11 protein-coding genes are annotated in these 13,110 nt (G+C 40.4%); 7 read left to right on the plus strand and 4 right to left on the minus strand.

Going from position 1 to position 13,110, the window contains the following annotated elements:
- Positions 1–25 precede the first annotated feature (25 nt).
- On the minus strand, positions 26–1,039 hold the full coding sequence (locus H5180_RS02695) for an endonuclease/exonuclease/phosphatase family protein (protein ID WP_182734231.1): 1,014 nt from the start codon (positions 1,037–1,039) through the stop codon (positions 26–28).
- Positions 1,040–1,297: 258 nt separating this feature from the next.
- On the opposite strand from H5180_RS02695, the gene thrS reads away from it, so the two are divergent.
- The 6 genes from thrS to H5180_RS02725 all read left to right on the plus strand — a co-directional run bounded on the left by thrS (position 1,298) and on the right by H5180_RS02725 (position 6,686).
- Complete coding sequence (gene thrS / locus H5180_RS02700) at positions 1,298–3,208, plus strand: threonine--tRNA ligase (RefSeq protein ID WP_182734229.1); 1,911 nt, start codon at positions 1,298–1,300, stop codon at positions 3,206–3,208.
- Between the two features lie 59 nt (positions 3,209–3,267).
- Positions 3,268–3,831 (plus strand): translation initiation factor IF-3, encoded by a 564-nt coding sequence (gene infC, locus H5180_RS02705; protein ID WP_145233176.1) that lies wholly within the window; start codon positions 3,268–3,270, stop codon positions 3,829–3,831.
- Between the two features lie 208 nt (positions 3,832–4,039).
- Complete coding sequence (gene rpmI / locus H5180_RS02710) at positions 4,040–4,240, plus strand: 50S ribosomal protein L35 (RefSeq protein WP_004587840.1); 201 nt, start codon at positions 4,040–4,042, stop codon at positions 4,238–4,240.
- 15 nt (positions 4,241–4,255) lie between these two features.
- Positions 4,256–4,618 (plus strand): 50S ribosomal protein L20, encoded by a 363-nt coding sequence (gene rplT, locus H5180_RS02715; RefSeq protein ID WP_008110477.1) that lies wholly within the window; start codon positions 4,256–4,258, stop codon positions 4,616–4,618.
- A 173-nt stretch (positions 4,619–4,791) separates the two neighbouring features.
- Entirely contained in the window at positions 4,792–5,865 is a 1,074-nt protein-coding gene (locus H5180_RS02720) for a sensor histidine kinase (RefSeq protein WP_145233178.1), read from the plus strand.
- Entirely contained in the window at positions 5,862–6,686 is an 825-nt protein-coding gene (locus H5180_RS02725) for a LytTR family DNA-binding domain-containing protein (RefSeq protein WP_145233180.1), read from the plus strand. Before H5180_RS02720 ends, H5180_RS02725 begins: the two co-directional genes overlap by 4 nt.
- A 105-nt stretch (positions 6,687–6,791) precedes the next feature.
- On the opposite strand, the gene pyk is transcribed toward H5180_RS02725, so the two are convergent.
- Positions 6,792–8,228 (minus strand): pyruvate kinase, encoded by a 1,437-nt coding sequence (pyk, locus tag H5180_RS02730; RefSeq protein ID WP_182730606.1) that lies wholly within the window; start codon positions 8,226–8,228, stop codon positions 6,792–6,794.
- 404 nt (positions 8,229–8,632) lie between these two features.
- On the opposite strand from pyk, the gene gndA reads away from it, so the two are divergent.
- On the plus strand, positions 8,633–10,006 hold the full coding sequence (gene gndA / locus H5180_RS02735; protein ID WP_145233185.1) for an NADP-dependent phosphogluconate dehydrogenase: 1,374 nt from the start codon (positions 8,633–8,635) through the stop codon (positions 10,004–10,006).
- 86 nt (positions 10,007–10,092) lie between these two features.
- Here gndA and ansA read toward each other — a convergent pair whose 3' ends face one another.
- Together ansA and sppA are read right to left on the minus strand one after the other, a co-directional pair.
- Positions 10,093–11,103, minus strand: coding sequence for an asparaginase (ansA, locus tag H5180_RS02740; RefSeq protein ID WP_182730605.1), 1,011 nt, complete (start codon positions 11,101–11,103; stop codon positions 10,093–10,095).
- 70 nt (positions 11,104–11,173) lie between these two features.
- On the minus strand, positions 11,174–13,039 hold the full coding sequence (gene sppA, locus H5180_RS02745) for a signal peptide peptidase SppA (RefSeq protein ID WP_145233189.1): 1,866 nt from the start codon (positions 13,037–13,039) through the stop codon (positions 11,174–11,176).
- Between the last annotated feature and the right edge of the window lie 71 nt (positions 13,040–13,110).

Consider the following 13,110-nt stretch of genomic DNA (forward strand, 5'->3'; position numbering starts at 1 on the left):
TTAAACGCCTTAAAAACAGTGCATTTTAAAAACCGATTTCAATCCCAATGCCACTGTGGTCGCTTACGCAGATATCTTCATCAATTTGGTTTGGATTTAAGTGTTTATCAAAGCTTAGATAGTGCAACGATTTTATCCGCGATAATGCACAATCAGTATTAAAGTGTCCTGAGGTCAAAATATAATCAAGCACATTGCCACGACCTTGATAGTAATGTGTTGCTGGTTTTACTTTACCATTTGCCGATTCACTGCTTAATTCAAACGAATCAGTTAATCCTACAATGGGTTGTTCAAGCTCTAAACAGGGCTCGCAACGAGTAGGGTGAAATCCTTGGGTCATGAATGACAGCGCAGGGCTGTCAATATTGTCGTTAAAATCCCCCATTACTAATGTTGCACAGTTTTTTTCACGCTGGGTTTTTAGCGCATCATAATAAACAATCGAAGCTTCCAGTGAGCGTGATATTTGCGATTGCATCATGCCAACGGTTTGTTGTAATAGATTTAATAAGGGATCGTCTTGATTATGAATGTTTAAAATATGCGCCATTGAATGCACCCGTTGTGATTTAAAGTGCACCACATAGCAGGTTAAATCACCAAATTCAGGTACATCAAAACTGCATTTAATAGGTGTGCGATTAAATTTAAATTCATTTTGATTATTTAAGTACTCAAGTAGTTCTGGGCAAGGGGTGAGTTCGTGGCATGCTTGAAAAGGGATTTTCGCGGCAATCGCCACCACAGGGTTAAATAATACCTGTGGATAGAGATGATCACTGCGTGGACTGGCAACAGTAGCAAAATAGTCATAGCCTTGCTCTTTACACAAAATGGCCAATTCTTTAGGGCTAAACACCTCTTGGAAAGCAACAACCGTTGCTTGACTTTGCTGTAGAAAGTCAGTGATAAATTGCTGTTTTTGCCGCCATTGCGTTGCGTTGTAACGTTCATGTAATTGATAAAAAGAATAAGGTGGCGCCGTAAAATTAAGTAAATTTAAAGTGGCAAAACGGATACGATTAGACGTCGTCATTAGGTTATCCAACAGCTGAAATTAAATTAAGTATGAAATGCGAGGGTTATTTGTCAATTTGTCTGGCTAAATACTTGTATTTAGTGGCTCCAAACGCGACAATAACCGCTTGTGTTTGCTAAGACTCAACAAATACATTAACCAAATACGGTTAAAATTAACAATGCTTATTCGTAAAAGCGTTGTCGAGTTATTCATTTTAATTTAATAAATACATGTGATGCATTGTAGGCGTCACCACTGTAGTAAGGACTTATAATGCCAGTTATTACTCTTCCTGACGGCAGTCAGCGTAGTTTTGAAAACCCTGTAAGTACACTTGATGTAGCCAATGATATCGGCCCAGGCTTAGCAAAAGCCACTATCGCTGGTCGTGTTAATGGCACTCGCGTTGATGCCTGTGATTTAATTTCTGACGATTCTCGTCTTGAAATCATCACCGCAAAAGATGATGACGGCTTAGAAATAATTCGTCACTCATGTGCTCACTTAATAGGACATGCGGTTAAGCAACTGTTTCCTGATGCAAAAATGGCAATTGGTCCAACGATTGATAATGGTTTTTACTATGATATCGATATGGAACATTCATTAAGTCAAGATGACTTAGAAGCTATTGAAAAGCGCATGTTGCAACTTGCTAAAACAAACTACGACGTGATTAAGAAAACCGTAAGCTGGCAAGAAGCCCGTGATGCATTTGCAGCGCGCGGCGAAATGTACAAAATTCAAATCCTTGACGAAAACATCGCTAAAGATGACCGTCCAGGATTATATCACCACGAAGAATACATCGATATGTGTCGTGGTCCACACGTACCGAACATGCGTTTTTGCCAACATTTCAAAATAATGAAAGTAGCCGGTGCCTACTGGCGTGGCGATTCAGATAATAAAATGTTGCAGCGTATTTATGGCACTGCATGGGGCGATAAAAAGCAACTTAAAGCCTACTTACAACGTTTAGAAGAAGCCGAAAAACGTGATCACCGTCGTATTGGTAAAGCACTTGATTTATGGCATTGGCAAGAAGAAGCGCCAGGCATGGTGTTTTGGCACAACGATGGGTGGAGCATTTACCGTGAACTTGAAGAGTTTGTGCGTGAAAAGTTACGCGAGTACCAGTACGAAGAAGTAAAAGGTCCAATGATGATGGATCGTTCTTTATGGGAAAAATCAGGTCACTGGGAAAAGTATTCAGAAGCAATGTTTACCACTGAATCTGAAAAGCGTGAATACGCAATCAAACCAATGAACTGCCCAGGTCACGTACAGATCTTTAATCAAGGTTTAAAATCGTACCGTGATCTTCCACTGCGTATGGCTGAATTTGGTTGTTGTCATCGTAACGAGCCGTCAGGCGCACTTCATGGTCTAATGCGCGTACGTGGCTTTACTCAGGATGATGCCCATATCTTCTGTACTGAAGAGCAAATCATGGACGAAGTATCAGCGTGTATCCAAATGGTTTACGATACGTACGAAACATTCGGCTTTGAAAAAATTGTGGTTAAGCTGTCAACACGCCCTGAACAGCGTATTGGCGAAGATCATATGTGGGACAAAGCAGAGCTTGCATTAGCTGATGCACTGAAAGCAAATAACATCGAATTTGATTATTTACCGGGTGAAGGCGCCTTCTACGGTCCAAAAATTGAATTTACTTTGTACGATTGCTTAGACAGAGCGTGGCAGTGTGGTACAGTGCAACTAGATTTTGCATTACCAGGGCGTTTAGGGGCAACTTATGTTGCTGAAAACAACGAACGTCGTACACCTGTTATGATACACCGTGCAATATTGGGCTCTATCGAGCGCTTTATCGGTATTCTTACAGAAGAGTACGCGGGTTTATTCCCGACTTGGCTTGCACCAAAGCAAGTAGTGATTATGAATATCACTGATAAACAAGCTGCTTATGTGCAGGAAATTGTACAAAAATTAAATAAACTTGGAATTAGAGCCGCTGCTGACTTGAGAAATGAGAAGATTGGCTTTAAAATCCGTGAACACACATTAAAACGTATCCCATATTTACTTGTTGTTGGTGATAAAGAAGTTGAACAACAAGAAGTAGCTGTACGTACCCGCACAGGTGAAGACTTGGGCAAATTTAATGTTGATGAATTTGTCGCTAAAATTAGCGAAGAAATTAAAAATCGACTATAAAAACTCTGCGTGTAGGGCATACATTTAATTGCTAACTACACGCTTATTATTTGATATTCTTGGAGGAACGTACTATTAGAGGCGGCAAGAAAGGGCAACAAACAGCCCAAAAAAATCGTATTAACGAAGAAATTACAGCTCAAGAAGTTCGCTTAATTGACATTGAAGGCGAGCAAGCTGGAATTCAGTCATTAAAAGACGCGCAAACTATGGCTGATGCCGCTGGTGTTGATCTAGTAGAGATTAGCCCAAATGCTGAGCCGCCTGTTTGTAGAATCATGGACTACGGTAAGTTTATCTTTGAAAAAAGCAAAGAACTAAAAGAGCAGAAGAAGAAGCAAAAGCAAATCCAGATAAAAGAAATCAAATTCCGTCCTGGCACGGATGAAGGTGATTATCAGGTTAAGCTTCGCAACTTACGTAAGTTCTTAGAAGGTGGCGATAAAGCTAAGATTACCATCCGCTTCCGTGGTCGTGAAATGGCCCACCAAGAAATTGGTATAGAATTATTAAACCGTATCAAAGGCGATTTGGAAGAGCTTGCAGTTGTTGAGTCTTTCCCTAATCGTGTTGAAGGTCGCCAAATGGTTATGATGATGGCGCCTGTTGCTAAAAAGCAATAAACAAGCTAAGATACGCAGCGAATTTAGCTCAGGTCACCAAGTAATATGCAAATATTCACCTGTGCTAACCGGTAATAAAGTAAAACTGCAGCATTTATGTTGGGTTTTCACCGGAATATGGCAGTAAGTTAGGCCTAAAAGTGGAGCTATAGCAATATATCTCACGCCTGCTTACTAATTTTAAAGCAATACATTTGGAGTTATTGCAATGGCTTATAAGCTAAAAAGTCACAGAGGCGCGGCTAAGCGTTTCAAAAAGACTGCTTCTGGCGGTTTCAAGCGTAAACAAGCGCATCTTCGTCACATTCTGACTAAGAAAACTTCTAAGCGTAAGTTACACCTACGTCCTAAGATGATGGTTCATAAGAACGACCATGGTCTAGTTTCACGTATGTTACCATTCGCTTAATAGGGGTTTTTAGAAATGGCAAGAGTTAAACGCGGCGTTGTCGCACGTGCACGTCACAAAAAAGTTTTAAAACAAGCAAAAGGTTACTACGGAGCACGTTCACGTGTTTACCGCGTAGCTTTCCAGGCTGTTACTAAAGCGGGTCAATACGCTTACCGTGACCGTCGTGCGAAGAAACGTACTTTCCGTCAATTATGGATTGCACGTATCAATGCTGCTTCACGTCAAAATGGTCTGTCTTACAGCCGTTTTATCAATGGTCTTAAAAAGACATCTGTAGAAATCGATCGTAAGATCCTTGCAGATATCGCTGTTTATGACCAAGTTGCATTCGCAGCGCTTGTTGCAAAAGCTAAAGAAGGCCTAGCGGCAGCTTAAGCTTTTAAAATAAGTATTAAAAAGGAGCCTATGGCTCCTTTTTTTGTGGCTAAAATAAAGTTTTCACCAACAGTTATTTGCGGTAAGGCTCGTGAAAAGCGAGATAGTCGGTAGTGATCCCAACTGCGCTAACGCTATATAATAATTACAAATAAATGAGGTAATTAACTATTTTGAATTGGCAATCCTTAGTTGATAACCGCCAACGCTTTTTCTGGGTATTACAGATTGCGGGTTGGATCGGTTATGCACTTGTTAACTACATTGGCTCAAAAGTCTTTGAGATGCGCGATATTTATGTATTTGTGATCGTACTCAATGCTTACGCCGGGTGTTTAATGACTGTGCCATTGCGCTATATGTATCGCAAAGCCTGGAATGCATCTCCTTGGGTTTTAATGTTAGTAGTGTTCGGCGCTTCGTACATTACAGGCACTTTATGGGCGGTAATACAAAAATTTAATTTATGGGAGATTTATCGCCATGGTTATCGTCCTACAGAATGGTTTTACTATCTGCAACAAGGCTTAGATTCGGTTTATATTATTCTTTGTTGGAGTGGTTTGTACTTTGGCATTAAATATTATCAACTACTGCAAAGTGAGCGCCAAAAAGCCCTTAAAGCAACAACGATGGCGCATGAAGCACAACTGAAAATGCTACGTTATCAATTAAATCCTCATTTTTTGTTTAATACTCTTAATGCTATATCTACGTTGATTTTGGTAAAAGAGAATAAAGATGCTAATTTAATGGTGTCAAAGTTGAGCGACTTTTTACGTTATACACTCAATACCGATCCGATAAAAAAAGTCCCACTTGAACAAGAGTTGCATGCACTGATGCTTTATCTTGAAATAGAGCGAGTACGCTTTGATGAACGGTTGCAAGTGAATGTGCAAATCAGTGATGAAGCAAAAAATGCATTAGTGCCGAGTTTAATATTGCAACCGATCATCGAAAATGCGATTAAATATGCAATAGCTCATCTTAGCGAAGGGGGAGTAATTGATATTAAAGCACAAGTTTTTGCTAATGAACTATTATTGGAAGTAGGCGATAATGGCCCCGGTACTGAATTACTTAATGGCCAATTAGTTAATTCACAAGGGGTAGGGGTGGCAAATACGAAAGACCGCCTGAAAACTTTGTATGAAAATAACTATTCGTTTGTGTTATCACATAATACGCCAAGTGGATTGAAAGTGAATCTGCGCGTTCCGTTTGAGAAGGCTGTGAAGAAATGAGCAAGATTAAGACCCTGATTGTCGATGATGAACCATTAGCCCGTAGAGGGTTAGCGGTAAGATTAGAGGAGTTTGATGATATCGAAGTCATTAAGTTATGTAACTCTGGTCAAGAGGCTATCGATGCATGCCAAGCAGGGAAAATAGATTTAGTTTTTTTAGATATTCAAATGCCTGGAATGAATGGGTTTGAGGTTGCCAGAGCACTCAGTGAAAGTGTCAGAGCGTTACCTGCTATTGTATTCGTAACCGCATTTGATCAGTTCGCAGTCAAAGCATTTGAGATCCATGCTTTAGATTACATCCTTAAACCAGTCGACGACAACAGACTAAAACAGGCGGTAGAAAAAGTGCATACCTACTTGAAGACGCAACAAGACAACGCCCATAAAAAGAAATTGGCGAGTTTTGTAGCTGGAATTACTGGTAATAATTGTGAAGAGATTTTGAAAAAACTGGCAACTGGCGATACATTAACAGATCGCCGTTACCCAGAATCTTTAGCGGTGAAAGAGCAGGGTGAAATAATCCGTGTACCTGTAGCGACAATTCAATGGGTTGATGCCGCTGGTGACTATATGTGTTTACATTGCCAAGATGGTCAAACGCATATTTTACGAAAAACTATGAAAGAACTAGAACAGGAACTTGATCCTCAGCTATTTGTACGTGTCCATCGCAGTGCGATTGTAAATACTAAACAAATTAGCAAGCTTGTAACTCAGGTAAGTGGTGAGTATTTATTAGTGCTTGAGAACGGCCAAGAATTAAAAGTAAGCCGTAGTTATCGCGATAAAGTAAAAGCTGCGTTAGCAAGTTAACTTAGAAACGGGCTCAATAGCTGTTATATAACGAAGTAAATTAAACCATGTGTTTTAAATAAAAAAACGCGAGCCTTGGCTCGCGTTTTTTTATAACTGCGTTAATTAAGCAACAGTAACAATTTTCATAGTATTGGTTGCACCAATCGTTTCCATAGCATCACCATGAGTGATGATCACAGTATCGCCAGATTGTAATGAACCCGCATTCACAAGTGTGTTAAGGGCATCTTTTACCATGTTATCTTTTTCACATTGTGTTGAGTCAAAGAATACCGGGTAAACACCACGATATAATGCTGTTTGACCAAGTGTACTGGCATGACGAGACAATGAATAAATAGGTAAGCCAGAGCTGATACGTGACATCAATTTTGCTGTGCTACCTGATTCAGTTAAAGTAATAATCGCTTTTACTGAATCTAAATGGTTTGCCGCATACATAGCTGACAATGCAATTGATTCTGCATTAGAAGAGAAACGACTATCTAAGCGATGCTTAGAAACGTGAGTTTCTTTTTGTGATTCTGCCCCTAAACAAACGCGCGCCATGGTTGCCACGGTTTCTTCTGGGTAATCGCCTGCCGCTGTTTCAGCTGAAAGCATTACCGCATCAGTGCCATCAAGGACTGCGTTGGCAACATCCATAACTTCTGCACGGGTAGGCATTGGGTTATCGATCATTGATTCCATCATTTGTGTTGCTGTGATCACGGTACGGTTAAGTGAGCGAGCACGACGGATAATGAGTTTTTGTTTACCCATTAAGGCAGCATCACCAATTTCAACACCTAAGTCACCACGAGCAACCATCACCGCATCTGAAGCAAGGATAATATCATCAACTGCTTCTACCGTTTCAACGGCTTCAGCACGCTCAATTTTAGCTAAAAGCTGTGCTTTAGAGCCTGCAGCTTCAGCTAGTGAACGCACATAACGCATATCGTCGCCACTGCGTGGGAATGATACTGCGATATAATCAACATCAATTTCTGCTGCAGTTAATAAATCTTCTTTATCTTTATCAGTGAAGGCTGGAGCAGTTAAACCACCACCTAAGCGGTTGATGCCTTTATTGTTAGATAACACGCCACCAACAGTTACTGTGGTATGCACTAAATGACCTTCAACATTTACTACTGTTAATTGAATTAAACCATCGTTTAAAAGTAGTAAGTCACCAGGGGCAACATCTTGTGGTAATTCTTTATAATCAATACCTACGGCGTTGATATCGCCTAGGCCTTTTTCCATTTTTGCATCAAGAATAAATTTTGCACCAACAGGTAGCGTTACTTTGCCATCTTTAAATGTCGATACACGAATTTTTGGGCCTTGTAGATCGGCTAAAATAGCAATGTGCTTGCCTAGTTTTTTGGCAATGTCACGCACTGCTTGGGCACGGTCTTTGTGATCTTGTGCAATGCCGTGTGAGAAATTCAAACGCACTACGTTTGCACCAGCACGGATTATTTTTTCTAAGTTGTTATCTCGATCGGTTGCAGGTCCAAGGGTCGCGACTATTTTTGTGCGTCTAAGCATCAAATTCTCCTGTAGGCTTACAATGTTGTAAGCAGGTTGACGGTTTTTCGTTATTTATAGGTGTTAGTTTAACTGACACGCATAATACAGTTTTTACTGACAGCAAATAGCGCGTTGACATCAAGGTAACGTGTAAAGCTGTCATTATTTTATACAAAAAAATTATGACCACATTATGACACCGGTGTCAGGTCTCGTCAATGCTCGACTCAGAAATCCATATCAGGAAAATTTATCGCCCCGAGGCAACGGTTGTTTGATATAATCACTGTATCTTGCGTGTTTGTCTTGCGCAAAGCGTTGTATCTGTTGTCTAGGCTCGCAATTTTAAGTGGCTTGGGTATATAATGCGCGCGGTATTATTTCATTTACTAACCAATAGTTGTTACCGAGGAGGACACTAAATGCAAGTTGCATTAGTAGGGTTAGGCGTTATGGGTAAAAATCTTGCTCTCAACTTGATTGAACAAGGGATGACGCTAGTAGCTTATGATAAAAACCCAGACGCGGGCGAAGAGCTATTAAGCTGTGCTAAATTACAAGGCATGGCAGATCGTCTGCACATTGTGTCTGATTTAGGTGATATGGTAAAACGGTTAACGCCGCCTCGCTCAATTTTGTTATTAGTGCCAGCGGGTGAGTTAGTCGATAAAGTTTGCAGCGATTTAGTTGATGCAGGCGTTGATTGTGACGATATTATCGTCGATTGTGGCAATAGTAATTATAAAGACGGTATTACTCGTAAACTAAAATATCAAAATAAATTTGAATTTGCCACTATGGGGATTTCTGGCGGTGCTGAAGGCGCGCGTCATGGTCCTGCGATGATGGCAAGTGGTTCAGAAGGCGGCTGGGAACGCGTTGAGCCATGGTTTGAAAAAGTAGCAGCAAGCTACAAAGGTGAATCGTGTTTTGCCCGTGTTGGTCAATCAGCCAGTGGTCACTTTGTAAAAATGGTGCACAACGGAATTGAATATGCATTAATGCAACTAATCGCAGAAATGTATCAATTATTACGCTTAGGCACTAACCGCACTCCACATGAAGTTGCAGAGATTTTTAATCAATGGTCTGAAGGCACACTCAATAGCTATTTATTATCTATCTCAAGTCATATTTTATCGTTAGAAACCGATGCGGGTGAAGCGTTAGTTGATTTGATTGATAATAAAGTTGGCGCGAAAGGCACGGGTTTGTGGACGGCACAAAATGCATTAGAACTGGGTATAGCCGTTCCTTCATTGGTTGCAGCTGTGCAAGCGCGTCACTTAACCAATACTGGTGACACACATGCAGCGAAAGAAATGACGTATGCAGCTAAATCAACTTCACAGGTTGAATTAGATTTAGATGAACTTAAAGATGCCTTCTTGTTTGCAAGTTTACTGGCTTATCGTCAAGGCCTTGCGCTGATCAAAGGTGCATCACGTGCACATCAATGGAAAGTCGATTTATCTAAAACACTGCAAACATGGCGTGCTGGTTGTATTATCCGTGCTGATTACTTAGATAACATCGCTGAAGGTGTTGAGTTTATCGACACTTTAGAAAAAGAGTCATTAGCGCTGCGTAAAATAACAGGTCAAGCAATGATGACTGGATTAGCATTTCCGGTACTTAGCTCAACGCAAACGTATTTTGCGACGTTGACGACACCAAGCAATGGTCATCTAGTACAAGCACAGCGAGATTATTTTGGTGAGCATGGCATTAAAACTCATAGTGGTGAGGTATGTCATTTAACTGATTTAGTAGAGATTGACGCGAAAGTACGTTAATTAGGCCAATAAGTTAAAATGAAAGGCACGCTAATTAGCGTGCCTTTTTAGTTTAAAAAAATAGTTTTTATTATAAAGCGCTCAGCTTATCTACTTAACTCACCACGTAAGTTGTCTTGCATTAAATGGCGAATAGTTTCAATTTCAAGCTTTTGGCTAAATAAGTAGTGTAATTTAGTTAAGCATGCCTCTAAGGTCATATCGTAACCGCTGATCACACCAATGTTAAGTAATGCGTTACCAGTTGCATAGCCGCCCATATTTACATGCCCTTTTAAACACTGGGTTAAATTGATGATAACCATACCGCGCTTACTTGCGCTGGAGAGGATCTCTAAAAAGTCTGGATCTTGTGGTGCATTGCCCACACCAAAGCTCAATAATACGAGGGCTTTGATATTGTCGTTTACCAGACTTTTAACTACAGCATGACTGATCCCTGGATACAAGTATAAAACACCAATAGGTTGCGGCGTGATGTTGGTGACTTGTAGCTCATTTTCAACATACGGGCTCAACTGGCCTTTTAATAATTGAATATTAATACCTGAGAGAGCCAGTGGGTCTAAGTTAGGGGATGCAAAGGCATCAAAGCCATCGGCATGTGCTTTAGTTGCACGATTGCCGCGAAATAATTGATTATTGAAAAATAGACTAACCTCAGCAATCGGATAATTAGCCGCTAAATACATCGCATTAAGTAAATTTACTTGGCCATCAGAGCGCAATTGCGACAGTGGAATTTGCGAGCCTGTCACTATCACTGGCTTTGTTAAGTTTTCAAACATAAAGGACAAAGCAGATGCGGTATACGCCATGGTATCTGTACCATGAAGCACGACAAAGCCATCATAATCTTGGTATTTACTTTTAATATCATCAGCAATTAGTTGCCAATGAGCAGGGGACATGTCTGATGAGTCAATCAGCGGGCAATACTCGTGAATATCGAATAAGGGCATTTCATCACGATTAAATTCGGCATTGTTTTCTACGGTTTGTGTTAAAAAACCTTCAGCGGGAATATAGCCTCGACTCGATTTTTTCATCCCAATCGTACCGCCAGTATATGCGATATAAATACGTTTACGTTTCATAAAAAAAGCCCAGTAAAAAAACTGGGCTTAGTATAACGGTTAGTTGCTGCGATTACAGCCTATACACTATTTATTGCGAAATATTACACACTAAGCAGCGGGCATAAATGCCTTGCGGATCGTTGTAATCTTTTAGACCTTCAACCTCAGTTGTTAATTGCTTAACTAAACCATTGATAGATGCTTGGTTTGAGAGTGCGTTTTGTAGCGTACTTTGTGAGCCAATTAGCGATCTAATCGATGCATTTCCAAAAATATCCTGCATTAATTTCTCTTCCGCCGATAGACTCTGCTTAATGGTTTTAACTTCATAAAAATCAAGCTTAGCCAGTTCAGCTGCCGCTTTGATAGCGTCTTGCTTATTGCCTAATTTGTCAACTAAGCCAAGCTCTTGCGCTTGGCTTGCAATCCAAACACGGCCTTGTGCAATAGAGTCAACTTGCTCAGGGGTCATATTTCGTGCTTCACCAACAACCTCTAAGAAGCGTTGATAAGCATCTTCTACACTTAGTTGAATAACCTGTGCCATTTTTTCATTAAGCGGGCGAGCGATTGATAGACCAGCCATTTCAGTTGTGGCAACGCCATCTGAATAAACACCTAATTTAGCCATGGTGTTTTCAAAGGTCATAAAGTTACCAAATACACCAATTGAGCCGGTAATTGTGCTCGGCGCTGCCCAAATTTCGTTGGCAGCAGAGGCAATCCAGTAGCCGCCAGAAGCTGCTACTGAGCTCATTGAAGCAACCACTGGTTTACCAGCTGCTTTAAGAGCAAGCACTTCAGCACGAATAACTTCAGAGGCAAACATACTGCCACCGCCAGAATCAATACGCAGTACAACCGCTTTTACTTTATCATCTAAGCGTGCTTTACGTAGTAAAGCCGCTGTAGAGTCACCACCAATTTCACCGGCTTTACGTTCGCCGTCAGAGATAGTACCGCGTGCAACCACAACGGCGACTTTTTCTGTCATTGGGTTATCAAACTCAATCGGCGATTTAACTAATGAGAGATATTCTTTAAACGATACTTGGTTAAAGGTTTTGCCTGTTTCTTCAGTGCCTACTAAGGTAATTAATTGTTGACGCACTTGTTGATTGGTTTTTAAAGAATCAACCCATTGATGTTCAAGGGCATATTTACCTGAATCGCCATTAACTGCTTGCATTTTTGCCAGAAACACGTCCATTGTTTCATCAAAGTTTGCTTCATCAAATGGGCGCACAGCGGCAACGTCTTGTTTGTATTCTTTCCACAATGCACCTAGCCATACATTATTAGCTTCTTTTGCTGCATCTGACATATCGTTACGAATAAACGGTTCAACAGCCGATTTAAATGTACCAACACGGAAAATATGCTGAGTGATACCGAGTTTTTCAAGCGCATCTTTAAAATATAACGGGTACATGCCAAAGCCTTGGATCTCTACACCACCATAAGGGTGCATAGATATTTCATCAGCGTGCGCAGCAATGTAATATTGTGCTTGTGAGTAATAATAACCAGAGGCAATTACTTTTTTGCCGCTCGCTTTAAACCGCTCTAACGCTAGAGTGATTTGTTTTAATTTATTTAAATGCGCGCTAGGCATTTTTTGTAAATCCAGCAAGATCACACTAATGCGTTTATCTTCAGTGGCTTGATCAATTACATTGATAATATCATCAAGTAAAATTTCAGCGGGCTCATCGTTGCTCTGTGTTGCGTCATTGATGGCAGATTCAATTGGATCAACGTAAACTTTTTCCTCTACGATTGGACCATTGAGGTTTAACCTGAGCACAGATGTGTCAGCAACATTAATTTCATTGTCATCACTTGTGATTGAAACAATGAAAAGAATGACAAGTAACACAAATAAAAAATTGAGGACTAAACGACGAGAAAAGTTAATTCCTGCCCACAGTCCTTTAAATAGCTTTGCAATCAAAATAAATCCTTAGTCTGGTACAACTTATATCTGTCACCATCTTAGCCCAGAATAAAAATTAATTTAACTGT

Origin of the sequence: Pseudoalteromonas sp. SR41-4 (assembly GCF_014163985.1) — a bacterium.
In the GTDB taxonomy this organism is placed as follows: domain Bacteria; phylum Pseudomonadota; class Gammaproteobacteria; order Enterobacterales; family Alteromonadaceae; genus Pseudoalteromonas; species Pseudoalteromonas rhizosphaerae.